Source organism: Staphylococcus nepalensis, assembly GCF_002442935.1.
GTDB classification, from domain to species: Bacteria; Bacillota; Bacilli; order Staphylococcales; family Staphylococcaceae; genus Staphylococcus; species Staphylococcus nepalensis.
Genome location: NZ_CP017466.1, coordinates 1,746,684 through 1,770,540, shown reverse-complemented (window position 1 = coordinate 1,770,540; position 23,857 = coordinate 1,746,684). Strand labels below are relative to the sequence as shown.

Below are 23,857 nucleotides of genomic sequence, written 5' to 3'. Positions count from 1 at the left end.
AGGTGAAGTCATCCAATGGGTAAAATAAAAGAGTTACAGACATCATTAGCAAATAAAATCGCAGCTGGAGAAGTGGTTGAACGACCTGGTTCTGTCGTGAAAGAATTATTAGAAAACGCCATAGATGCACAAGCGACTGAAATTAATATAGAAGTAGAACAATCTGGTGTGGCTTCTATTCGTGTGGTTGATAATGGAACTGGTATAGAAATCGACGATTTAGATTTAGTATTTCATCGACATGCAACAAGCAAATTAGATGTAGACGACGATTTGTTTCATATTCGTACGTTAGGCTTTCGTGGTGAGGCATTGGCCAGTATTTCGTCAGTTTCTAAAGTGACTTTAAAAACTTGTACAGATAACCAAGAAGGACAAGAAGTTTATGTAGAAAATGGCGAGGTTTTAAACCAAAAGCCAGCAAAAGCCAAGCGCGGCACAGATATTTTAGTGGAATCTTTATTTTATAACACGCCAGCACGCTTAAAATATATTAAAAGTCTATATACCGAACTCGGTAAAATAACAGATATTGTTAATCGAATGGCGATGAGTCATCCAGATATTCGTATTTCGTTGGTTTCAGATGGCAAGACTATTATAAAAACAAATGGATCTGGTAGAACCAATGAAGTTATGGCAGAAATTTATGGTATGAAAGTTGCGAAAGACTTAGTCCATGTTACTGGAGATACAAGTGATTATCATTTAGATGCTTATTTCGCTAGACCAGAGCATTCTAGAAGTAATAAACACTATATTTCTATTTTTATTAACGGGAGATATATTAAAAACTTTTTATTAAATAAAGCGATTTTAGAGGGATATCATACTTTGTTGATGATTGGTAGGTACCCAATATGTTATATCAACATTGAAATGGACCCTATACTTGTAGATGTAAACGTTCATCCGACCAAGCTAGAAGTTAGATTATCAAAAGAGGATCAACTTTATGAACTCATTGTTGAAAAAATTCATGAAGCTTTTAAAAATAGAATTTTAATCCCTCAAAATGATATGGATAAAATGACGAAGAAGCATAAAGTGTTAGATAAGTTTGAACAACAGAAAATGGAATTTGAAAAACGTCAACAACACAATACCCCGAACCATAACACACTAGAGCACCATAACGTATCATCTGAAAACAATAACGTTTTAAACGATGAACATCAATTGAACTATTCCAATTTAACGGATACCTTTCCTGATAGTATTCAAGAATCCGCAAATGATTATGATGAATACAAAAAAGCACAAAACGAAATACTTGATGATATGGAGACAGAAGGCGTAAGTAATAATGAAGAAACAACGACGCATGGAAATCATTTTTCAGAAAGCAATATCAATAAGGATATCAAAGAGCCTGTGGGGGGTACGTCGTCTCGTAGAGTACCTTATATGGAAATTGTTGGCCAAGTACATGGGACTTATATTATAGCGCAAAATGAAAATGGCATGTTTATGATTGATCAACACGCCGCTCAAGAACGCATAAAGTATGAATATTTCAGAGAGAAAATTGGTGATGTTGCAAATGAAAGCCAAAACCTATTGATTCCATTGACCTTCCATTTTTCAAAAGATGAGCTGATGATTATCAACCAATATAAAGGAGAATTGGATAAAGTAGGCGTACATTTAGAACCATTTGGTGGGCATGACTACATTGTTGATAGCTATCCAGTTTGGTTTCCAAAACAAGAAGCGGAAGAAATTATAAAAGATATGATCGAATACGTACTAGAGCATAAAAAAGTAGATGTTAAGAAAATTCGTGAAGAAGCTGCAATTATGATGAGTTGCAAAAAATCTATTAAAGCAAATCATTATTTAAAAAATAATGAAATGGCTGATTTAGTTAATCAATTAAGAGAAACAGAAGACCCGTTTACTTGTCCGCATGGAAGACCCATTATCATTAATTTTTCAAATTATGAATTAGAGCGCTTGTTTAAACGCATTATTTAAGGAGGGCGTCGTATTGAAACCACATATTTTACCAGCAGTAAGGTCAATGAAAGATCTAGAAAAATTGACGAAGACTGATTATAAAGAATGTGTGATGTTGGATGCACATATTGGGCATGTCAAAAGCATTATGGATTTATTAAATAAACATCATATAGAAACTTATATGCATATCGATTTAATAAAAGGCATGAGCCATGATGAGTATGCTTGTGAATATATTATCCAAAATTACCACCCGAAAGGGATTGTTTCAACGAAAACTAAAGTGATTAATAAAGCGAAATCATTAAATACTATAACTGTTTTTAGAGTATTTGTATTAGATAGCCATGCGCTGTCTAGAAGTATAGAATTAATTAAACGTGTGGAGCCTGATTTTGTTGAAGTGTTACCAGGTGTCGCTACAAAAGCGATTAGGATTATTAACGAAGAAACGAATACTTCAGTGATCGCTGGTGGATTGATTAATAGTAAAGAAGAAGTCGATATTGCAATTGAGAATGGCGCTAAACATATCACCACGAGCGACCGCTTATTATGGTAAATAAAGATATGAATGTGCTTAAATAAAAACAAAGTGTATAGATTATAAAATTCATTAATCGTGCTGCTTCCTCTCCATGAGATATTGAAACGTATCAAAATGATGGCGAGGGAGTTTTTTATAAGAATCTATTTTCGGTCTAAATAATGATAACTACCTATTAAGGAGATGATCATCATAATAAAACCTAGTAAATTAAAGAAAGGCGATACTGTAGCGATTGTTTCTTTATCTTCTGGTTTAGCTGGCGAAGCTGAAATTTTATGGAGGACTAATCAAGGGATCCAACGCTTAGAAAATGAATTTGGATTAAATGTAAAAGTGATGCCGCATGCGCTTAAGGGCTTAGCATATGTCCGTGAGCATCCAGAATGTCGCGCTGAAGATCTAAATGAAGCGCTCAAAGACCAAGAGGTCAAAGCCATTATTTCTTGTATTGGTGGAGAGGATGCTAGACGAATTTCACCTTACGTCGATTTAAAAACTATTGCTGCAAATCCTAAAATATTTAGTGGCTATTCAGATACTACAACGATACATTTAATGTTTTATAAAATGAACGTAGTCAGTTTCTATGGCCAGGCATTATTAACTGATTTTGCAGAAAATGTCGAAATGGATTCTTATACGGTAGAGAATATTAGAAAATGTTGGTTTACTTCAAATGAAATAGGTGAAATAAAAACAGCAAACTATATTAGGCCTTACGGGTTAGAATGGGATATTAAAAACAAAGCTATTTCAAGACCCATTTTAAAGCAAAAAGGGCTTGAAGTATTAAATGGTAATCAAAAGGTTAGTGGCAAACTTGTGGGAGGTAATTTAGAAACGTTTGTGGATTTAATGAGCACCTCGTTTTTTCCTGATTTAGAAGATTTTAATAACGCCATATTATTTTTAGAAACATCAGAAGATACACCGACACCAAAAGTGTTCTCAGCATATTTAGAGCAATTGTTGAAGAAAGGAATTTTAGAACGCATAAATGGTATGCTCTTTGGGAAACCTTTTAACAATATATACTATGAAAGTTACAAAAAAGAAATTTTAGAAATTATCTCAAAATGTAATAATCCTAAAATGACAGTTTTTTATAATTTATCATTTGGCCACAATGAGCCTAAACATATGATACCTTATGGCTTAACGGCAGAAATAAACGCTTTAACAGGCCAATTTAGTATCAATGATAGCGGCGTACAATCAAATTAAATTGTGACAAGTTTTTCACGAAAAGATTTGACAACGCTTACAACATCGGTGTAAGATGAACTCAAGTTAATATTTAGAACAGAGATGGGAGATTTCTACAGTCATTAAGCCGGTGGTTCGAAACTGGATATAATTGTAGGGATCTCCCTGTCTTATTTTAGGAGGAGTCTTTATGAGTGTATATTTTGCTGAATTTTTGGGAACAGCAATACTTGTGTTATTAGGCGGCGGCGTTGTTGCCAATGTCAATTTGAAAAGAAGTAATGGTAATGGTGCAGATTGGATTGTTATCGCTACAGGATGGGGTCTAGGCGTAACGATGGGCGTTTATGCAGTAGGAGAAATTTCTGGCGCCCATTTGAATCCCGCTGTCACCTTGGCTTTTGCGATGGACGGAGCAATTAGTTGGGGAATGGTACCTGGTTATATTATTTGTCAAATACTTGGCGGTGTTGTTGGTGGCGTTTTAGTTTGGTTAATGTATTTAGCGCAATGGAAAGCAACAGAAGACCAAGATACTAAGTTGGCTGTGTTTTCTACAGCGCCTGCAATTAAAAACTATTTCGCCAATTTTATGAGTGAAATTATTGGTACTGGCGTTTTAACTATGGGTCTATTATTCATTGGTATGAATAAAATAGCTGATGGATTAAATCCATTAATCGTTGGTAGCTTAATCGTCGCAATTGGGTTAAGTTTGGGTGGACCAACTGGTTATGCGATCAATCCTGCCCGTGATTTGGGGCCTCGTATTGCTCATGCGATTTTACCGATTTCAGGTAAGGGTGGTTCTAATTGGTCATATGCAATCGTGCCAGTATTAGGACCAATAACTGGTGGTATGATTGGTGCTGTAATTTATAGATTATTCTATAAAGGTGCATTTGATACGTTATCAGTAATTGCAATTGTATTATTGATTATTACACTTGTGTTAGGTGTCACTTTAAATAAAGCAAAAAATGCAAAAGGCATTGAATCTATATATTAATTATATTTAATCTATATAGAATATACGTTAAACTGTTAACAGATAATATTTTAGTTGGTTTACCATTAGATGTTTGTTGTGTGAATCAGTTAAAAATGGGTACAGTGAAAGTATGCATGTAAATTTGGATTACATAAGTAATTCGTTTTACTAACATTAGAAGAGGGAGATAATAATTATGGAAAAATATATTTTGTCAATCGATCAAGGTACTACGAGTTCAAGAGCCATTCTTTTTGACCAAGAAGGTAAAATAAAAGGAGTCGCACAACGCGAATTTAAACAATATTTTCCTAAATCAGGATGGGTAGAACATGATGCAAACGAAATATGGACATCAGTTTTAGCAGTTATGGCTGAAGTTTTAAATGAAGAAAACGTGGGCGCAGAGCAGATTGCAGGCATCGGTATTACAAACCAACGTGAAACTACAGTCGTGTGGGACAAAAAAACATCTAGACCCATTTACCATGCAATTGTGTGGCAATCACGCCAAACACAAAGCATCTGTCAAGATTTAAAAGAACAAGGTTTAGAAGACAAATTCCGTGAAAAAACAGGCCTTTTATTAGATCCTTATTTTGCAGGAACAAAAGTTAAATGGATACTAGATAACGTGGATGGAGCAAGAGAAAAAGCTGATAATGGAGATTTATTATTCGGTACCATCGATTCATGGTTAGTTTGGAAATTATCAGGTGGTAATGCACATATTACTGATTACACGAATGCAAGCCGTACATTAATTTATAACATCCATGATTTAGAATGGGATCAAGAATTACTAGACATTTTAGAAATTCCAAACTCTATGTTACCTGAAGTTAAAGAATCTAGCGAAGTTTATGCAAATACAATTGACTATCATTTCTTTGGCCAAGAAGTCCCAATTGCTGGTATCGCAGGCGACCAACAAGCAGCATTATTTGGTCAAGCGTGTTTTGAACGAGGCGATGTTAAAAACACATATGGCACAGGTGGCTTCATGTTGATGAATACAGGCGAAGAAGCCGTAGCATCTAAAAGTGGACTATTAACAACCATTGCATATGGCCTAGATGGTAAGGTTAACTATGCACTGGAAGGTTCTATTTTTGTTTCAGGTTCAGCCATCCAATGGTTAAGAGATGGCTTGCGAATGATTAACTCTGCACCACAATCAGAGAACTACGCAGAACGTGTAGAATCAACTGAAGGTGTTTATGTTGTGCCTGCTTTCGTTGGATTAGGAACGCCATACTGGGATGCTGACGCGCGAGGTGCTATCTTTGGTTTAACTCGTGGTACAGAAAAAGAACATTTTATCCGTGCTACATTAGAATCATTATGCTATCAAACACGTGATGTACTTGAAGCAATGGAAAAAGATTCTGATATTACTGTCAACAATCTGCGCGTTGACGGAGGTGCTGTAAAAAACAACTTTATCATGCAATTCCAATCAGACCTGTTAAATGTGAGCGTTGAACGACCTGAAATCAACGAAACCACAGCTCTAGGTGCAGCTTATTTAGCAGGTTTAGCTGTCGACTTCTGGGATAGCAAAGATGAAATTGCTAATCGTTGGAAACTTGAGAAAGAGTTTAATCCAGATATGGAAGAAGAAGAAAGAAATAAATTATATAAAGGCTGGAAAAAAGCTGTAGAAGCAACACAAGTCTTTAAATTAGATGAAGCATAAAAGAATTAGACTTTATTTAGTTTTTTATGCTATAATAAGGGTAAGTTAATAATACCGAGATGAGAAATGAGAGACTCTGTTCGTACAATAATATATGTATGGGATAGGTCTCTCTTTTTTTATTATTACTAGGAGGCGCTAGATTTATGAGTTTATCAACTTTGAAAAGAGAACAGATTAAGAAAGAGTTAAAAAATGATACATTTGACGTTGTGATTATTGGTGGCGGAATTACAGGTGCAGGCATCGCTTTAGATGCAACACAAAGAGGTATGAAGGTTGCATTAGTTGAAATGCAAGATTTTGCACAAGGCACTAGTTCACGTTCAACAAAATTAGTTCATGGCGGTTTACGTTATTTAAAACAACTACAAGTTGGTGTGGTAGCTGAAACTGGTCGAGAACGTGCGATTGTATACGAAAATGGTCCTCATGTAACAACACCAGAACGCATGCTATTACCAATGCATAAGGGCGGTTCAATGGGCAAATTCACTACTTCTATTGGCCTAGCTTTATATGATAGATTAGCAGGTGTAAAAAAATCAGAACGTAAAACAATGTTAAATGCTAAAGAAACATTAGCAAAAGAACCGCTTGTTAAAAAATCAGGCTTAAAAGGTGGCGGCTCATACGTGGAATACCGTACTGATGACGCTCGTTTAACAATTGAAGTAATGAAGCGTGCAGCTGAAAAAGGTGCAACCGTAATTAACCATACTAAATCAATACACTTCACGTATGATTCAAACGAACAGGTAAATGGTATTCACGCCGAAGATCAAATTAGCGGAGAAACTTACCCAATTAAAGCTAAAAAAGTAATCAACGCAAGTGGGCCATGGGTAGATGAAGTACGTAGTGGCGATTATGCACGTAATAATAAACAATTACGTTTAACAAAAGGTGTGCATATTGTTATTGATCAATCTAAATTCCCATTAGGTCAAGCAGTGTATTTTGACACTGAAAAAGATGGACGTATGATTTTTGCTATTCCTCGTGAAGGCAAAGCTTATGTAGGCACAACAGATACTTTCTATGATAATGATAAAACATCGCCATTAGCTACACAAGAAGATAGAGATTATTTAATTGAGGCAATTAATTATATGTTCCCAGATGTAAATGTAGCTGATGAAGATATTGAATCTTCATGGGCTGGCGTAAGACCATTGATTTTAGAACAAGGAAAAGACCCTTCAGAAATTTCTCGTAAAGACGAAGTTTGGGAAGGTAAATCAGGACTATTAACTATCGCCGGTGGTAAATTAACAGGCTATCGTCATATGGCGTTAGAAATTGTAGATTTATTATCTAAACGCTTAAAAACAGAATATGGTATGAAATTTGATAAATGTGCTACCAAACATTTACCTATTTCAGGTGGAGATGTTGGTGGCAGTGCTAACTTTAGCGACTTCATAGATAAAAAAGTAGAAGATGCAAAAGCTTATCAAATTGATGACGCAACTGCACGTCATTTTGCTACTAAATATGGTTCAAATGCAGAAGAATTATTCAAAATTGCACAAACAGCACAATATCAAGATTCTGGTTTGCCATTAGATATTTATACTGAATTGATTTATTCTATTCAAAATGAAATGGTTCACCGTCCAACAGATTTCTTTATTCGCCGTACAGGCAAACTATATTTCAAAATTGACGATGTATTAAATTATAAAGATCAAGTTATTAATGTAATGGCTGAGTTACTTGGCTACACAGACGTTCAAAAAGAACTATTTACAAAAGAACTTCAAACTGCCATTGACGAAGCACAAACAGGCAACAATCAACCCGCAGTAAAAGAATAAGAAATATAATATTTAAACGACTGATATGAGAGCCAGTTAGGGAGTATAAATGCCTACACTCAAAATAAAACTGTCTGGGATATAAATCCCAAAATTTAGCCCCAAAAGGATTTCTAGTTAACGAAATCTTTTTGGGGTTTATTTTATAATGATACTTTGTATTATTGCTGCGAGTGTGTCTTGAACATTAAGTTTCAAGACCATGTTATTCTTTCAGATATGCCGCAGTTAAAAATGTGTTTATTTCATCATCGTTTTATGCTACAAAAAGCATGGTGCTTTTTATGAGTTAAGTTAGAACATAGATAAACGCCTTGGGTTTTAAATATGAGATTGATAGTGCATGATTACCATAAAATGTAAAGTGTTATTTCTGAACTAATTGAGTTAGCGGCCTTTTTGCAATGAGCTTTAGTCGATGTAACCATTTTAACTTTAATACGATTTATGGTTGAACTATAATAATTTGTATTTTTTAGTTATTTTTGTCTGCGTCGGACTGCAAAATCGTTTGAAAAAATACGGTTTCTGTTCTAGTACGATATTAAAACTAGAAAATTTAAGGTTACACATTTTCAAATACATACTAGCATTGTATTTGAAAACAATACATTTTGAAGGTATATTGTATAATATATGATGAGTGAATCGAAGTGTGATTTGGAGGCTATAACATGGGTGTAAATGAATTTAAAATCACAGTTGCAGATGGGACAACATTGGAAGTTAAATTGAATAAAGCTAAAAAAGAAAGGGTAGGCATCGTCCACCTACTTCATGGTATGGCAGAACATATGGACAGGTATGATTCACTTATTGAGTCACTGAATCAGCAAGGTTATGATGTGTTACGCCATAATCATAGAGGTCATGGTAAGGATATTGAAGTGTTTGAACGTGGTCATATAGATAATATGGAGCATATAGCTGACGATACTTATGAAATTGCTCAAACATTGTATTCAAATGATACAAATACGCCTTATATTATTTTAGGTCATTCTATGGGGTCTATTGTTAGTAGAATATTTACACAGAAATATCCAGATGTTGCACAAGGTATGATTTTATCTGGGACAATGCAATACCCAAAATTTTTAGGAAAGTTAATACAAATATGTTTGAAAATAGTCACTTTAATAACAGGGAAACGACGTCGTTTAAAATGGTTAAATCAAATCATGTACAAATCCTTTAATAAAAATATTAAAAACAACAAATCTAATAATGATTGGTTATCCAGCGATGTTGAAGAAGTTAAAAAATTTGAAAAAGACCCTTATACTGGATTTTTAGTCTCAAACCAATTAATTTATGAAACTGTCAAACATATGTTGCTGACAAGCCGTTTAAAAAATATAAAAAAAATGCAATCAGAAATGCCTATTTTACTTATTTCAGGAAAAGAAGATGCCATAGGTAATTATGGAAAAGGGATTAGACATTTAGGTAGACTATATAAGAAGGGTAATATTCAACATATTACAGTTCACTTATATAAAAATAAAAGGCATGAAGTACTTTTTGAAAGAGATAGCATAACGACTTGGCATCATATGTATGATTGGATAGAGAAACAAATTTTAAAAAAGAATAGAGAGAGTTGATACAAGTGCATAGCGACAAGCCTTTTATAGTTGCGTTGGTGGGTCCTACGGCTGTAGGTAAAACAGAATTAAGTATTGAACTAGCCAAAAAATTCAACGGTGAGATTATTAGCGGAGATTCCATGCAGGTCTATAAACATATGGATATCGGAACAGCAAAAATAACAGAAGGTGAGATGGAGGGCATACCGCATCATATGATAGATATGCTCGAACCTAATGAAACATTTTCTGCATATGACTTCAAAAAAAGCGCACAGCGATTAATAAAAGAAATTATCAATAGAGGGCGTATACCTATTATTGTAGGTGGTACTGGATTATATATTCAATCATTAATTTATGATTACGCCTTTGAAGATGAGACTATTTCAGAAGAAAGACAAAAATACGTAGACGCAACTTTAAGTGAATTAGATTCACTTTCTAATGTACATTTGCATGGTTATTTAGCTTCGTTTGATAAAGCCTCAGCTGACAATATCCACCCAAACAATCGAAAAAGAGTACGTAGAGCGATAGAATATTACTTAAAAACAAAAAAACTTTTAAGTTCTCGTAAGAAAAGTCAACAATATACGGTGAATTATGATACATTATTAATAGGGATAGAAATGTCACGCGAAACTTTATATCAAAGAATTAATAAACGTGTAGATATAATGTTGGAACGCGGATTACTTAATGAAGTGAAACAACTCGTTGAAGATGGTTTTGAAACTTGTCAAAGTATGCAAGCTATCGGATATAAAGAGATGTTACCTGTAATTAAAAATGAGTCTAATCTAGATGAAGCAACAAATAAATTGAAAAAGCATTCTAGAAATTATGCAAAACGACAAATGACTTGGTTCAAAAACAAGCTCGACGTAGTATGGTTAGATAGAGAGAAAATGTCACTTTCATTGATGTTAGATGAAGTTTCAGTCCAAATAAATAAAAGGAGTACATAACATGAATACAACAGAAAACATCCAAGATAAATTCCTAGGACAATTTAAAAATGATCAAACTAAAGTCATTGTTTTTTTAGTTAATGGTTTTCAAATGAAGGGGATTATTGAAGATTATGATGATAGCTTAGTTTGTTTATTAACACAAGGTAAGCAACATCTAATTTATAAACATGCAATCAGTACATTTACAATTGATGATACAGTTGACGAAGCATAATTTTTCTAACAATTTATTTTGCATACTTTAAATAATAAGAAGCTACCCTTGATTTTTAATAATCAAGCGTAGCTTTTTTAATTAATTCATAATTGGTTAAGTTTAAAGCAGTGATTCAATTTCAGATTCAATTTGACTTGGTTTTTTTTGAGGAGAGAAACGTTTAACTACGTTACCATTTCTATCAATTAAAAATTTAGTGAAGTTCCATTTGATTTTTTCATTGAAGAAACCATTTTGTTGTTCTGTTAAGAATTGGTATAAAGGATGTTGATTTTCCCCTTTAACGTCAATTTTTTCGTGCATTGGAAATGACACACCATAATTGATTTTGCAACTTTGTGTAGCTTCTTCCCCTGTCCCTGGTTCTTGACCACCAAACTGGTTGCATGGGAAACCTAAAACAACGAAACCTTGGTCTTTATAATTTTCGTATAACGCTTGCAAGCCTTCAAACTGTGGTGTGAAACCACATTCACTTGCAGTGTTAACAATTAACAGTACTTTATCTTTATATGCTTCTAATTTATAAGTCTCTCCATTTGGTTTCTGAACTTCTATATCGTATATAGTCATATTGCGTCACCTCTTATTATTAATCTAACATAATTTAAGTTTATAGTCTTTATATTAACACTATGATAGAATAGCTAAGAAAACTTTGAAAGAGGTGCATGTTATGAGCCAACAACACACACATACGACTAAAAAAGAATTAGAATCAGCCATTTTAGTCGGAGTTCATGCTCAATCCGATGAAGTATTTGATTTTGAATCCACAATGGAAGAACTAGCTTCATTGTCAGAAACGTGCCAACTTAATGTACAAGCGCAGTTTACGCAAAATAGAAATCATTTTGATAATAAATACTACGTAGGTAAAGGAAAATTAGAAGATATAAAAGCATATGTTGAAATGAATGACATAGACGTTGTAGTAGCCAATGATGAATTGACGACGGCACAGTCAAAAACATTGAATGGTAACCTGAATGTCAAAATTATAGACAGAACACAGTTGATATTAGAAATCTTTGCATTGAGAGCGCGAAGTAAGGAAGGTAAATTACAGGTAGAGCTTGCGCAATTAGATTATTTATTACCACGCCTCCAAGGCCATGGTCGTAGCTTGTCGCGTTTAGGTGGCGGTATCGGTACAAGAGGTCCAGGTGAAACCAAATTAGAAATGGACCGTCGTCACATTAGAACGCGGATGAATGAAATCAAACATCAATTAGAAACAGTTGTTGAGCATCGTGAACGATATCGTAATAAGCGTGAACAGAATAATGTGTTCCAAGTAGCCCTTGTTGGTTATACCAACGCCGGTAAATCATCATGGTTTAATGTATTAGCTGATGAAGTGACTTATGAAAAAAATTTATTATTTGCTACATTGGATCCTAAAACGAGACAGATTCAAATTAACGAGGGATTTAATTTAATTATTTCTGATACTGTTGGCTTTATACAGAAACTGCCCACAACTTTAATCGCTGCTTTTAAATCTACCTTAGAAGAAGCGAAAGGCGCAGATTTGTTATTGCATGTGGTTGATAGTAGCCATCCAGAATACCGTGTTCAATATGATACTGTCAATCGAATTGTTGATGACTTAGACATGGGGCATATCCCACAAGCAATTATATTTAATAAAAAAGATTTACATGAGGGGACACTGCCCACAACGAACTTACCATCCGTTTTTGTTTCTAGTAAAAATGATGAAGATAAAGACAAAGTGAAACAAATGCTGATTGAGCAAGTGAAAGCAGCGCTCACTTATTATGAAGAAAGTGTGCCAAGCAACAATGCTGATAGGTTATACTTCTTAAAACAGCATACACTCGTCTCAGAATTGAATTTTAATGAAGATGATGCAACATATGAAGTGAAAGGTTTTAAAAAAGAATAGAAAGAAGAATGGGTAATGGAGAAGATAGAGCAATTAATAGCAGACACTGAAACGATGTTAGATCCCTATTTTAAGAAAATAGAAGCAACAGCTTATAGAAATCAAGAAAAAGTGTTAGATGCTTTTCATGCTGTTAAAGCAACAGAAAGTGATTTACTCGGCACCACAGGTTATGGTTACGATGATATTGGTAGAGATCATTTAGAAGCAATTTATGCACATACATTTAAAGCAGAAGACGCAATCGTGCGCCCACAGATTATATCTGGCACACATGCTATAACTATTGCGTTACAAAGCCTCTTAAAACATGGGGAAGAATTATTATATATTACTGGTAATCCATATGATACATTATTAGAAGTGATAGGCATCAATGGCAATGGTATAGAAAGTTTAAAAGAACATGGTATTGCATACAGTAAAGTGGATTTAAAACAAGATGACATTGATATTGACGCTGTTTTAAATAATATTAAACCTCAAACTAAAGTCATTGCGATTCAACGTTCTAAAGGTTATGATCAACGACCATCTATTGATTTAGCAAAAATTGAAAGAGCTATTAATCAAATCAAAGCGAAACATCCGGAAGTGATTGTCTTTGTTGATAATTGTTATGGAGAATTTGTTGAGAAACGTGAACCTATTGAATGTGGTGCTGATTTAATGGCAGGTTCATTAATTAAAAACCCGGGCGGCGGACTGGCTAAAATCGGCGGATATATTGTTGGAAAAGCTGCATTAGTTGAAAGATGTGGATATCGTTTAACAGCACCTGGTATTGGAAAAGAAGCCGGTGCTTCATTATATTCCTTGCAAGAAATGTACCAAGGGTTTTTCTTAGCACCTCATGTTGTAAGCCAGAGCTTAAAAGGCGCGTTATTTACAAGCTTATTATTAGAAAAAATGAATATGCGCACAACACCAAGATACAATGAACTGAGAACAGATTTAATTCAAACAGTTGCATTTGATACAAAAGAACAAATGATTCAATTTTGTCAAAGTATTCAAGAAGCATCTCCTATCAATGCACATTTCAGTCCTGAACCTTCATATATGCCAGGGTATGAAGACGATGTGATTATGGCAGCTGGTACTTTTATTCAAGGGTCTTCAATTGAATTATCAGCGGATGGTCCCATTAGACCACCATATGAAGCTTATGTGCAAGGCGGTTTGACATATGAACATGTTAAACTAGCTGTGACAAGAGCTGCACAAAAATTACAACAACAAATTTAAGATAAATTAAATCCACAATGATTCGCGTGTTCACTTATGTAATTTATATTTTGAGTGAAACGGGATTATCATGTGGATTTTTTATTTAATTTTAAGATTTTTTGGAATATTCAATGTTATAAAATAAAGAACATTGCTTAAAACTGTTCGTATCAAGGATTAACTGCTGATGTTAGAAAACCTAACATATTTTTGAAATCATTTATTAATTATGCTAAATTATATACAAGTTCAAAAATAGAGGTGATTGGATTGGAGTCAAAAGATACGATAAGACGCAACATGCCAGTCTTCTCTATGAGTGTTGTTACAAAATTAAGCGAATTAAGCGCTAGACAAGTTCGTTATTATGAAACACATGAACTGATTAAGCCAGAAAGATCAGAAGGAAATAAACGACTTTTTTCGTTAAATGATTTGGATCGCCTTTTAGAGATAAAAAGACTGAATGAAAAAGGTTTTAACTTAAAAGGAATCAAACAAATTTTAAACAACGAACAAGATCACCTATCTGACAATGAACAAGAAACAAGAAAACAAATGATAGTTGATGCTACACAGAAACCACAACGAGAAGCGATTCCGATAAATCGTGGAGATTTATCTCGATTTATCAAATAAAATTAATGGGGGACATTATAATGGCAAAACGTTCATTTACAAAGGAAGACATTCACAAGTTCGCTAAGGAAGAAAATGTCAGGTACTTACGTTTACAATTTACTGACATTTTAGGTGTAATTAAAAACGTAGAAGTGCCAGTTAGCCAATTAGAAAAAGTTTTAGATAATCAAATGATGTTTGATGGATCTTCAATCGAAGGCTTTGTGCGTATTGAAGAATCAGACATGTATTTATATCCAGATTTAGACACTTGGGTTATTTTCCCGTGGACAGCTGGTCAAGGCAAAGTGGCTCGTCTAATCTGTGATGTATATAAAACAGACGGTACACCATTTGAAGGTGACCCACGCGCAAACTTAAAACGTGTATTAAAAAATATGCAAGACTTAGGTTTTTCTGAGTTAAATTTAGGACCTGAGCCAGAATTCTTCTTATTCAAATTAGATGAGAAAGGTGAACCAACATTAGAATTAAATGATAATGGCGGTTATTTCGACCTTGCACCTACAGATTTAGGTGAAAACTGTCGTCGTGACATTGTTTTAGAGTTAGAAGATATGGGCTTCGATATTGAAGCAAGTCACCATGAAGTGGCACCAGGTCAACATGAAATTGATTTTAAATACGCAGATGCAATCACTGCATGTGATAACATTCAAACGTTCAAATTAGTTGTCAAAACAATCGCACGTCAACATAATCTACATGCAACTTTCATGCCAAAACCGTTATTCGGTGTAAATGGAAGCGGAATGCACTTTAATATGTCACTATTTAAAGGTAAAGAAAATGCCTTTTATGATCCTGAAGGTGATATGCAAATGACTAAAGATGCTTACCACTTTATTGCCGGAATTCTTAAAAATGCACGCGGTTTAACAGGTGTATGTAATCCTTTAGTTAATTCTTATAAACGTTTAGTTCCAGGTTATGAAGCGCCTTGCTATATTGCTTGGAGTGGTAAAAACCGTTCTCCATTAATACGTGTACCAACTTCACGTGGTTTATCAACACGTGTGGAAGTCCGTTCTGTTGACCCTGCAGCTAATCCATACTTAGCATTAGCAGCTATCTTGCAAGCAGGCTTAGATGGTATTGAAAATAAATTAGAAGTACCTGAACCCGTAAATCAAAATATTTATGAAATGAATCGTGAAGAACGTGAAGCAGTGGGTATTCAAGATTTACCTTCAACTTTATATACAGCTATCAAAGCGATGAGAGAAAATGATTCTATTAAAGAAGCTTTAGGTAACCATATTTATAATCAATTTATCAATTCTAAATCAATTGAGTGGGATTATTACAGGACCCAAGTTTCTGAATGGGAAAGAGAACAATATTTAAAACAATACTAGGTGCTAAGCAAAAGGGGCAAAACACTAGTAATATCAGCAATCCGAATCTTCTTCTATACGAATAAATTCGGATTGCTTTTTTTGCGCCTTTTTTATCAATATTAGTATTTGGGTGCAATTTGTATGTGCAAATTTTACAATACTTCTTTGTCTTGAATAATTTTTTCTAATTTTCTGCACCTACCTTTGTTTGTATAAGTGGTTTAGATTGTATTTATGTGTCATGTTAAAAATATGTATTTTTAACATATTTATTAGATTCTAAATCATGCGTGATATGTAATATAATTTTGAAAAATAAGATTAAATTCATTGATAAAGTGTATAATGTATATATGTTTGGAATTATTTTTTAATCATGAGATTTTGTGTTTTTTAAATAATAGAAATATACAATTACAAAAAGGGGATGTATTTAAATGCAAGAAATAAAATTAAGCACTATCAAAGCACATTCTTTAAAAGAATTAGAAAGTAGCATCAACGCATATTTAAAAGATGAAGAAGTTTCAGAATATAAATTATTAAATAGTACAATACGTGAAATCGAAGAGCGCACATTTTCATCGGATGAAGAAGAATTTCATGCGATATTAACTTTTATTAAAGAAATTTAATCAAAAACCATTTTTAAACTGTTGTGTTTGCGGTTTATAAAGCGACTCGGATTGAATAAAGCGCGTGTTAACGCGTTGACTTATTATAACAACCATAATCCATAGCTATATTTGAGACTAAGAAGTTATTTATATCTTAGTCTCTTGTTTTATGTACAACATTTATATTTTTTAGCATAATGCTAAATGATTTTAAAAACACAAGTTTTAATTTGATCGGAGTTATAAGGAGTTAGATAATGATGAAATATTTTAAATTACAGATGCTAAGAGATCAATTAGGTCATATACCAGATTACGGATTACCCAATGGTTATAAAATTCGCCATTTTCAAAAAGGTGAACAATTAAAATGGGCTAATGTAGAAACAAGCGTTAACGAATTTAATACTATAAACCAAGCGTTATGCCATTTTAATGATGAATTTGGTCCCTACTTAGACCAAATGGAACAACGATGTTTATTTATAGAAAATGCTAAAGGAGAAGTCATTGGCACTGCAACCGCTTGGTACGGACGATTAACAGATGAACGCCATACAATGGGTCGTATTCACTGGGTAGCAATCATACCTGAATACCAAGGCAAACATTTATCTAAACCACTATTATCTGCCACAATGAAACTTATAGCCAAATATCATAACCAAGTTTATTTAACTTCTCAAACGACGAGTTACCAAGCGATTAATATGTATCTTGATTTTGGTTTTAGACCGATTCATTTAGATGAGCATTTTTATGAAGCTTGGTCATTATTAGAAGAAAAATTAAATAGGACTATTTTATAATCTATCAATGAAGGTTTTAAAAAGATATACTTTCGCCAAATACAATTTTGTCTAAAGAAAAATACAATATTTAATTTTGATAAGTTTAATAGATAAGTTTTTTAAAATTATTTTTTATAAATAGAATAATAATAGGGAAATAGTATAGTTTTTGAAAGAAGTATTATATATTTAAATAAAATAACTATGCTGAATATAACACTAAAAGGTGTTACATCAAACACGGAGGTATCATAGATAAACAATAGTAATAAAATGCCACAAATAGAAAAAGTAGTTATGCTCAAAGCAAGTAAAGATAAAGTTTGGCACGCCATTCGAACATCAGAAGGTATAACTTCTTGGTGGATGCCAAATGATTTTGAAGCTAAGTTAGGCAAAGAATTTACGCTTTACGCTGGAGAATATGGGGCATCCCCATGTAAAGTAACAGAACTAAACCCTAAAGATAGCTTAAGTTTTAATTTGGGAAAAGATTGGACCATAACATTCCAACTTAAACAAATAGATGATAGTACAACAGAATTTATACTGATACATTCTGGTTGGGATGAAGAAAAAGAAACAGAGTTTGGCCAGCCGCACTCTGTTGTACAAGGATTTATGGATGACGGTTGGGAAGAAATAGTGAAGATGAACCTTCCTAAGTATCTAAATGCTAATGAATAATATAAAAACTATAATGTGTTTCAAGCGATGGTGGACCCCCAACGTCGTAAAATAATAAAATTACATGCAGATAACGAAATATCCATTAAATCAATCACTGAAGATTTTAATATATCTATTTTACTTTTGGATGCGTAGAGCTAAATTTATGAAAATGTAAAAAGCGTACGTTTGGTTACTGTTCACTGTATGGTTTAACTTTTTTGAGCAATACGTAGGCTGAAGGTAGGGCGTTTGCTTATTATTTAATTTAGAAAATAAACTTTTTCTAAAACCAAAATTTTAGTTTTATGTGTTTAATATACTTTTTTGAGGTTATTGAATTTATAAGCAGAATATGTAAGTTGTATTCTTATAAATGTTAGGCATCGTACCATGTTCAGGTGTGTTTAAATAAATGGTATACGCAGATAGAAACACTATACTATAGGAGGGATTTGATGGATTTTATTATTACAATCGTAATAGGTGTAATCGTTGGGGTGACATTTTCAATTTGGTTAACTAATAATAAAATGACTAACCTTATTATTAGCACGATTTCAGCAGTAATTGGCGCATTCATTGGAGTAACCATGTTAAATTCTACAGGTGAGGCTATATCAAACTCGACAGACATGTTCTTTATTATCCCAACGCTTGTTGGTTCTGTTTGCCTGACTTTACTTGTTTTATTTATTATTGAAACGAGTAAAGATATTGTGAGAAATTAATTATGTTACATTGTTGTGTCAATGTAACAAATAAACATTCATATTAAGTAGTATTGTAAATGACTTTTCAAATAACTATGGTCATACTATATAAAGTTTAATTTAAATCAGACAGTTTTTTCTAATTGGGATTACACTTGCAGTTCATATGCCAGGCACAACCCTCATATTCAGTTGCTGAGTAATTTAAGCTTAAAAAATGATAGCAATTATACTATAGGTATACAAAGTTTAATGTAAAGGCAACGTCTTTTGGACGGCACTCATATAGGACGACATGCAGTAGCATGTTGTCCTTTTTACGATAACTTTATAAACGCTCAATTAACGATGAGAATGGTGTAATAGCTGTTAGGACATACTTAATTATATTAAAATTAAAGATTTTAAATTCTGTTTAATATATTGAAATTTATCAGAAGCGGACATGTTTCTAAAGGATTAACATAATCGTTTTTGATCACTGCAAACATCAGTTGGTATATCAAAAAGAGGGTTAAAAAGCGACAGTTATTCTAATTCATATCATGATCACAGCAGCACGTAATTGGGTTGTCACATCATATGTATATTACCTTTGCAAACCTGAAGATGAGATGAGCAAATAGGCGGCTAAACTACAAATGAAAGCCCTCACTAATTAGCGATAGCGAGGGGCGGTGCGTGGCGTACAGATATGTTTGTTAATTGCATTATATAGTGAGTAACAATGTAAAATATTTGTTTGTGAAGTGTCATTAGCGTTGATTTATAAAGTGAACTATTAAGAAACCACAGCACTTGTTACATAACCATCACTGACATGGAAAACAATATTACCGTCGCCAACTTGGTATCCATAAAGTCCGTCACTACTAGTTTCTTTATCTCCATTTATTGGCTGTTGGTACTTATAATTTTCACCATACTGCACACGTATATCTTTTAAACTTACTGATTTATTTTGTATACTAAATGTTACACTATTTGCGGTTTTACCATTTGTTTGCTGAAAAGTTTGATCGTAAATCACCTTACTGCTAGATCCAGAATGGTACTTGCTGTTGACTTTAATTTCATTAAATGTCATATTTCCAGCTTTTAACCCATTAAAAAAAGATTGATCTAATACAAAATCACCACCCTCTGAAGTATATCCACTATAAGTATACCAAGGTTGCGTCGTTATTGCTTGCGCTTCGTTATGTGATTCTTCTTCATTAGAAATATTTATACCTAATGCAGTTCCAAGCGTAACCGTACCTGCTACAAAAATCTTTGAAATTTTATTCATACTATATCACTCCAAATAGAAATTTTGAATCACATTACGATTCAGTTACACTATAACAAAATATTACAAGTAATGTGTATATTTACTTTTTTGATAAAAGTTTAATGGAAGCAATTAAAATACTACTATATTAAAGTAGGCTATTTAATGAAAGGAAAATTGGAAGTAGAAAAAATGCTGAAGTATAATAAACAATCATAGATAAAGTATGTTTACAAAACTATAATAATATTATGTTAACTAGATGCCAAAAAAACTGCCGACTCAATTGTGCGGCAGGAAATACTATTTTTTCTTAATTTTAGTTACAATAACTTGAATGACAAAGACAATAAATCCAATGAAAATGCCTAGAAATATAGCTACAGCGGCTGACACAAGGGGAGGAAATTGATATTGGTATTGTAATATCAATCCAACGATGATTGCTATAACAATTGCAATAACTGTAATCATGTTTTCTTTAAATATGCTCAAGTGTTTCACTCCTATCGTTGTTTATTATAGCACGAGAAAACAGATAAGATAAAATAAATTACCATCATATTATTTAACAATCATGTAGACATTATAAAGTAGTAAATATTTATTGCGTAAATAATACATTTGTTTTTGTATAGCTATCTTGACGTATAGTTTTATATTCTATATGATAATTTGGAATATGCTTAAGGAGTAGGTGCAACAATGAAATCGACAAAGAAAATCACTATATTAGTTGTGAGTATCGTTATTTTAGGTGTTCTCGTATTTCAATTTATCAATGGCACCGGCCCGTTTTCATTCAATGATTCAAATGATGCCTCTGGTCCAGAACAAACTGAAACAGTACATGTAGAGCGTGTGGTAGATGGTGACACGCTTGTAGCAAGAAGTAATGATAACGAACAAATGAGAGTGAGGTTAATAGGCATAGATACGCCAGAAACGGTTAAACCTAACACGTCTGTGCAGCCATATGGAGAGGCAGCTTCTGGTTACTCTAAAGCACATTTAACTGATAAAGATATACATTTAGAATATGATAAAGAAAAAGAAGACCATTATGGGCGAACACTTGCTTACGTTTGGTTAGATAAAGAGACACTATTTAACGAAGAACTAGTAAGAAAAGGATTGGCTAGAGAAAAATATTATGCTCCAAATGGCAAATATAGAGACTTATTTGAAAAGGCGGAACAAGAAGCAAAAAATAATAAAGAAAATATTTGGAGTTAATTTAATTTTTACTATTTTAAAATATAAAAAAGGCTAGTGGCTCAACTTTTAAAATTGAGTACTAGCCTTTTTCAATTAATAATTTAGAGTGTTTTATTAATATTTGATTAATGAAAATGTGAAAGTAATGCATTATATTGTTCTTCAGACAATGATTCAGGTGCATGAGTCACAGTTTCACCAATGACTTCTTTTAGTGAGGATTTAGAAGACACTGTTTCTACAAAATCTTGTCTTTCTGTAGGGCCATCAATTAAATTTACACTTCCATCTGTGAAGTAAACTAAACCGATGTTATGGATTCTATGATTTAATTTTTCTGCAATTCTATCTTCTAATGCTTTTGTATTTTTTGAAGATTGTTCATATGGGTCGTAATTATAAAAATCATACGTAACAGAATTGTTTCTGATTCTTTCAATAAATGTGTACGTTGTAGGGCGCGTTGATTGGAATTGACTATGAAATTGATCAGCTATATAACGGCCTACAGTTTGGTTTACAGTATCTTCCTGATTATTTTCTAACGCAGTAGATGGATCCACAGTGAAATGGTAAAATGTCTTTTGTTTCCAGTTTTTCACATTAATATTAAATAAACCTTTTTCTGTAATGACAATATAATCAAATGCTCTAGCATATTCAAATAATGGATGTTTAACAGCTAAGTTACCAGTGGTAATAATATCAAAGAATGAAATGGCCCCTTCTTTTTGATATTGTGATAATATCTCTTGTAATTCTTGTTTTGCTTTTCTTAAACCATGATGATGCGTGTCATTACTAGCATTTTTTTCAAGCATTTGGTTTTTCAAGTACGTGTTTTCACGAGTGATGAGACTTATTTTATTTACTAATTGGTCTTTAGCATAAGTTTCAGTTTCAAGTTTATGATTCATCACTCTTCGTTCTATAATAATAACTAAAATTAGTATTACAATAATAATTGCTAAAATAATCGGAAAAAACATTGATATCATCCTAATCTTAATAATTTTTTAACAAAGTATATTTTACTCTTTTATTTCTATTAGCACAAATACTATTAACTAATTAATAGTGGGTGATAAGCATACAGTTTTAATCTTAAATTATAAGGTGTAATGGCCTATAATTCAAGGTGAAGTAGCGTGCATTTAAAAAATGAAATAAGCCACAAATATAAAGAAGTAACTAGCGCTTATTTAGGTAATACGTATATTACATACTACATTTATTTTCGAAAAATCTATTTGGAGGACAAAGATTTGACTATTATGAAAAAATATATTAATTATACTATCGAAAATATAAATAATAATGAAGTGATTGCATTTGATAATCATCCAGTATCTTATAAAATCATTGATGAACTATATGAAGCGCATACCAAAATTTCAATCATTAGTTTTTCGACAGATATTATAAAATACGTGGCAAAATATACAAATTTTAATATTATTATGCCTAACGGAAAAGTAAACAACGCTTTACATATTATTACTGGTACTGATGTTATCCAAACATTTGAGAAGTATCATATTCGTTATTATTTCGCTACTGCCCCATATATGGTAGATAATGCATTATATCAAACTTTGCCAGAAATTGCTGAAATTCAACTAGCGATATCTAATAGTACTCAAGAATTATTACTTGTTAATAGACCAGATACTTTAAAGCAACAAGATAGACAAGACTATAGCTATATTGGTAAATTTTAAATAAATTTGTGTTTGATTTCACAATTTTAAATATTTTACGTTGAAAAATAAACTTACTAATACTATAATAATTGTTAATGGAAACGCTTACTTTTGATTGGAGGTACAGATTTGGCAGTTAGTAATAGTAGTAAAATTAAAGACGTTGTAAATAATTTAACTGAAAATGTACCTGATTTGTTTAAATATAATGGTGAAATTGCGAAACAACTTTTTCTTCATGATGAATTTAACTTAAACGATAAGGTTGATATCAGTGTGGAAAGGAAATTTCTTGGTGAAGTTCTAAAGTTCATACCTAAAGATAATATAATAAAGTTACATGACGGTAAAAATGAGACACCTGACTTTTCAAACGTTCATTTTTCAGATGTGACCCATGCTAATATATATGCAGATGATGAATTAGTAATGACAGTTATTGTTTATGACGTCGAAAACGATGAATGGATGTTTAGATGGAATCACAACATTCGTTTACCTGAAAAACATATTTATTTCCATTCTATTAAGTGGGATGTCGATTACATTAAACCAGAAATTGTTTTAATGTACGAGTTATTAGATCCGATTGATTATCATCAATTGCCTAATTACAGAAATGTCATAGATTCATTAAGTTATTATCAATTTGTTATTTTACGTTTAGTGGTTGGAGACGAACGTATCAATCAAGCACTTATTTCTGAGAACAGAGCCATTTAAAAATCCTTCAAATCA

The 23,857-nt window shown here is 32.7% G+C and carries 24 protein-coding genes; 20 read left to right on the top strand and 4 right to left on the bottom strand.

Features of this window, described 5'->3' with window-relative positions; genetic code table 11:
• The first annotated feature begins 15 nt into the window (after positions 1–15).
• From mutL to hfq, 9 genes are all read left to right on the top strand, one after another.
• The gene (gene mutL, locus BJG89_RS08390) at positions 16–1,977 is read left to right on the top strand and encodes a DNA mismatch repair endonuclease MutL (RefSeq protein WP_096810006.1); all 1,962 of its coding nucleotides are present in this window, start codon (positions 16–18) and stop codon (positions 1,975–1,977) included.
• Positions 1,978–1,990: 13 nt separating this feature from the next.
• Positions 1,991–2,524 (top strand): glycerol-3-phosphate responsive antiterminator, encoded by a 534-nt coding sequence (locus BJG89_RS08385; RefSeq protein ID WP_096810004.1) that lies wholly within the window; start codon positions 1,991–1,993, stop codon positions 2,522–2,524.
• A 177-nt stretch (positions 2,525–2,701) separates the two neighbouring features.
• Positions 2,702–3,736 (top strand): S66 family peptidase, encoded by a 1,035-nt coding sequence (locus BJG89_RS08380; RefSeq protein WP_096811220.1) that lies wholly within the window; start codon positions 2,702–2,704, stop codon positions 3,734–3,736.
• Between the two features lie 172 nt (positions 3,737–3,908).
• Positions 3,909–4,727, top strand: a complete 819-nt coding sequence (locus BJG89_RS08375) for an MIP/aquaporin family protein (RefSeq protein ID WP_096810002.1) — start codon at positions 3,909–3,911, stop codon at positions 4,725–4,727.
• 178 nt (positions 4,728–4,905) lie between these two features.
• Positions 4,906–6,408, top strand: a complete 1,503-nt coding sequence (glpK, locus tag BJG89_RS08370) for a glycerol kinase GlpK (protein WP_096810000.1) — start codon at positions 4,906–4,908, stop codon at positions 6,406–6,408.
• A 146-nt stretch (positions 6,409–6,554) separates the two neighbouring features.
• On the top strand, positions 6,555–8,228 hold the full coding sequence (locus tag BJG89_RS08365; protein WP_096809998.1) for a glycerol-3-phosphate dehydrogenase/oxidase: 1,674 nt from the start codon (positions 6,555–6,557) through the stop codon (positions 8,226–8,228).
• 674 nt (positions 8,229–8,902) lie between these two features.
• Positions 8,903–9,835, top strand: coding sequence for an alpha/beta hydrolase (locus tag BJG89_RS08360; protein WP_096809997.1), 933 nt, complete (start codon positions 8,903–8,905; stop codon positions 9,833–9,835).
• A gap of 5 nt (positions 9,836–9,840) precedes the next feature.
• Positions 9,841–10,788: a tRNA (adenosine(37)-N6)-dimethylallyltransferase MiaA gene (miaA, locus tag BJG89_RS08355; protein ID WP_096809995.1), complete on the top strand. Its 948-nt coding sequence runs from the start codon at positions 9,841–9,843 to the stop codon at positions 10,786–10,788.
• Between the two features lies 1 nt (position 10,789).
• Positions 10,790–11,008 carry an RNA chaperone Hfq gene (hfq, locus tag BJG89_RS08350; RefSeq protein WP_096809993.1) on the top strand — a complete coding sequence of 73 codons (219 nt, stop codon included), beginning with the start codon at positions 10,790–10,792 and terminating at the stop codon, positions 11,006–11,008.
• A gap of 102 nt (positions 11,009–11,110) precedes the next feature.
• On the opposite strand, the gene BJG89_RS08345 is transcribed toward hfq, so the two are convergent.
• Positions 11,111–11,584 (bottom strand): glutathione peroxidase, encoded by a 474-nt coding sequence (locus tag BJG89_RS08345; protein ID WP_096809991.1) that lies wholly within the window; start codon positions 11,582–11,584, stop codon positions 11,111–11,113.
• Positions 11,585–11,687: 103 nt separating this feature from the next.
• Between BJG89_RS08345 and hflX the strand changes: the two genes are divergently transcribed.
• The 8 genes from hflX (at position 11,688) to BJG89_RS08305 (ending at position 18,943) form a co-directional block, all read left to right on the top strand.
• On the top strand, positions 11,688–12,923 hold the full coding sequence (gene hflX, locus BJG89_RS08340; RefSeq protein WP_096809989.1) for a GTPase HflX: 1,236 nt from the start codon (positions 11,688–11,690) through the stop codon (positions 12,921–12,923).
• A 15-nt stretch (positions 12,924–12,938) separates the two neighbouring features.
• Positions 12,939–14,171 carry a methionine gamma-lyase family protein gene (locus BJG89_RS08335; protein WP_096809987.1) on the top strand — a complete coding sequence of 411 codons (1,233 nt, stop codon included), beginning with the start codon at positions 12,939–12,941 and terminating at the stop codon, positions 14,169–14,171.
• A gap of 252 nt (positions 14,172–14,423) precedes the next feature.
• On the top strand, positions 14,424–14,792 hold the full coding sequence (locus tag BJG89_RS08330; protein ID WP_170006890.1) for a MerR family transcriptional regulator: 369 nt from the start codon (positions 14,424–14,426) through the stop codon (positions 14,790–14,792).
• A gap of 20 nt (positions 14,793–14,812) precedes the next feature.
• Positions 14,813–16,153, top strand: a complete 1,341-nt coding sequence (glnA, locus tag BJG89_RS08325; protein ID WP_096809985.1) for a type I glutamate--ammonia ligase — start codon at positions 14,813–14,815, stop codon at positions 16,151–16,153.
• 419 nt (positions 16,154–16,572) lie between these two features.
• Positions 16,573–16,770 carry a hypothetical protein gene (locus tag BJG89_RS08320; protein ID WP_096809983.1) on the top strand — a complete coding sequence of 66 codons (198 nt, stop codon included), beginning with the start codon at positions 16,573–16,575 and terminating at the stop codon, positions 16,768–16,770.
• A gap of 239 nt (positions 16,771–17,009) precedes the next feature.
• The gene (locus tag BJG89_RS08315; RefSeq protein ID WP_232514167.1) at positions 17,010–17,561 is read left to right on the top strand and encodes a GNAT family N-acetyltransferase; all 552 of its coding nucleotides are present in this window, start codon (positions 17,010–17,012) and stop codon (positions 17,559–17,561) included.
• Positions 17,562–17,816: 255 nt separating this feature from the next.
• Entirely contained in the window at positions 17,817–18,230 is a 414-nt protein-coding gene (locus BJG89_RS08310) for an SRPBCC family protein (RefSeq protein WP_096809981.1), read from the top strand.
• A gap of 440 nt (positions 18,231–18,670) precedes the next feature.
• Positions 18,671–18,943: a hypothetical protein gene (locus BJG89_RS08305; protein WP_096809979.1), complete on the top strand. Its 273-nt coding sequence runs from the start codon at positions 18,671–18,673 to the stop codon at positions 18,941–18,943.
• A 763-nt stretch (positions 18,944–19,706) separates the two neighbouring features.
• On the opposite strand, the gene isaB is transcribed toward BJG89_RS08305, so the two are convergent.
• Together isaB and BJG89_RS08295 are read right to left on the bottom strand one after the other, a co-directional pair.
• On the bottom strand, positions 19,707–20,216 hold the full coding sequence (isaB, locus tag BJG89_RS08300) for an immunodominant staphylococcal antigen IsaB family protein (protein ID WP_096809978.1): 510 nt from the start codon (positions 20,214–20,216) through the stop codon (positions 19,707–19,709).
• 285 nt (positions 20,217–20,501) lie between these two features.
• A complete protein-coding gene (locus BJG89_RS08295; RefSeq protein WP_096809976.1) occupies positions 20,502–20,693 on the bottom strand; it encodes a hypothetical protein in 192 nt (63 codons plus the stop codon).
• 210 nt (positions 20,694–20,903) lie between these two features.
• On the opposite strand from BJG89_RS08295, the gene nucI reads away from it, so the two are divergent.
• Positions 20,904–21,434, top strand: a complete 531-nt coding sequence (gene nucI, locus BJG89_RS08290) for a thermonuclease NucI (RefSeq protein WP_096809975.1) — start codon at positions 20,904–20,906, stop codon at positions 21,432–21,434.
• A gap of 107 nt (positions 21,435–21,541) precedes the next feature.
• Here the strand turns inward: nucI and BJG89_RS08285 are convergent, their stop codons facing one another.
• A complete protein-coding gene (locus BJG89_RS08285; RefSeq protein WP_096809973.1) occupies positions 21,542–22,405 on the bottom strand; it encodes an NERD domain-containing protein in 864 nt (287 codons plus the stop codon).
• Positions 22,406–22,690: 285 nt separating this feature from the next.
• On the opposite strand from BJG89_RS08285, the gene BJG89_RS08280 reads away from it, so the two are divergent.
• Both BJG89_RS08280 and BJG89_RS08275 read left to right on the top strand, forming a co-directional pair.
• Entirely contained in the window at positions 22,691–23,137 is a 447-nt protein-coding gene (locus tag BJG89_RS08280; protein WP_232514227.1) for a sugar phosphate isomerase family, read from the top strand.
• Between the two features lie 111 nt (positions 23,138–23,248).
• A complete protein-coding gene (locus BJG89_RS08275; protein ID WP_096809971.1) occupies positions 23,249–23,842 on the top strand; it encodes a hypothetical protein in 594 nt (197 codons plus the stop codon).
• The last annotated feature ends 15 nt before the right edge of the window (positions 23,843–23,857 follow it).

Excerpts from the sequence above, each read along its gene's own strand:
- BJG89_RS08320 (WP_096809983.1), top strand. The coding sequence starts at position 16,573 with ATGCAAGAAATAAAATTAAGCACTATCAAAGCACATTCTTTAAAAGAA.
- BJG89_RS08315 (WP_232514167.1), top strand. The coding sequence starts at position 17,010 with ATGATGAAATATTTTAAATTACAGATGCTAAGAGATCAATTAGGTCAT.
- glpK (WP_096810000.1), top strand. The coding sequence starts at position 4,906 with ATGGAAAAATATATTTTGTCAATCGATCAAGGTACTACGAGTTCAAGA.
- BJG89_RS08375 (WP_096810002.1), top strand. The coding sequence starts at position 3,909 with ATGAGTGTATATTTTGCTGAATTTTTGGGAACAGCAATACTTGTGTTA.
- BJG89_RS08365 (WP_096809998.1), top strand. The coding sequence starts at position 6,555 with ATGAGTTTATCAACTTTGAAAAGAGAACAGATTAAGAAAGAGTTAAAA.
- BJG89_RS08360 (WP_096809997.1), top strand. The coding sequence starts at position 8,903 with ATGGGTGTAAATGAATTTAAAATCACAGTTGCAGATGGGACAACATTG.
- nucI (WP_096809975.1), top strand. The coding sequence starts at position 20,904 with ATGAAATCGACAAAGAAAATCACTATATTAGTTGTGAGTATCGTTATT.
- BJG89_RS08345 (WP_096809991.1), bottom strand. The coding sequence starts at position 11,584 with ATGACTATATACGATATAGAAGTTCAGAAACCAAATGGAGAGACTTAT.
- isaB (WP_096809978.1), bottom strand. The coding sequence starts at position 20,216 with ATGAATAAAATTTCAAAGATTTTTGTAGCAGGTACGGTTACGCTTGGA.
- glnA (WP_096809985.1), top strand. The coding sequence starts at position 14,813 with ATGGCAAAACGTTCATTTACAAAGGAAGACATTCACAAGTTCGCTAAG.
- BJG89_RS08285 (WP_096809973.1), bottom strand. The coding sequence starts at position 22,405 with ATGTTTTTTCCGATTATTTTAGCAATTATTATTGTAATACTAATTTTA.
- hflX (WP_096809989.1), top strand. The coding sequence starts at position 11,688 with ATGAGCCAACAACACACACATACGACTAAAAAAGAATTAGAATCAGCC.
- BJG89_RS08310 (WP_096809981.1), top strand. The coding sequence starts at position 17,817 with ATGCCACAAATAGAAAAAGTAGTTATGCTCAAAGCAAGTAAAGATAAA.
- mutL (WP_096810006.1), top strand. The coding sequence starts at position 16 with ATGGGTAAAATAAAAGAGTTACAGACATCATTAGCAAATAAAATCGCA.
- BJG89_RS08335 (WP_096809987.1), top strand. The coding sequence starts at position 12,939 with ATGGAGAAGATAGAGCAATTAATAGCAGACACTGAAACGATGTTAGAT.
- hfq (WP_096809993.1), top strand. The coding sequence starts at position 10,790 with ATGAATACAACAGAAAACATCCAAGATAAATTCCTAGGACAATTTAAA.
- BJG89_RS08305 (WP_096809979.1), top strand. The coding sequence starts at position 18,671 with ATGGATTTTATTATTACAATCGTAATAGGTGTAATCGTTGGGGTGACA.
- BJG89_RS08280 (WP_232514227.1), top strand. The coding sequence starts at position 22,691 with ATGAAAAAATATATTAATTATACTATCGAAAATATAAATAATAATGAA.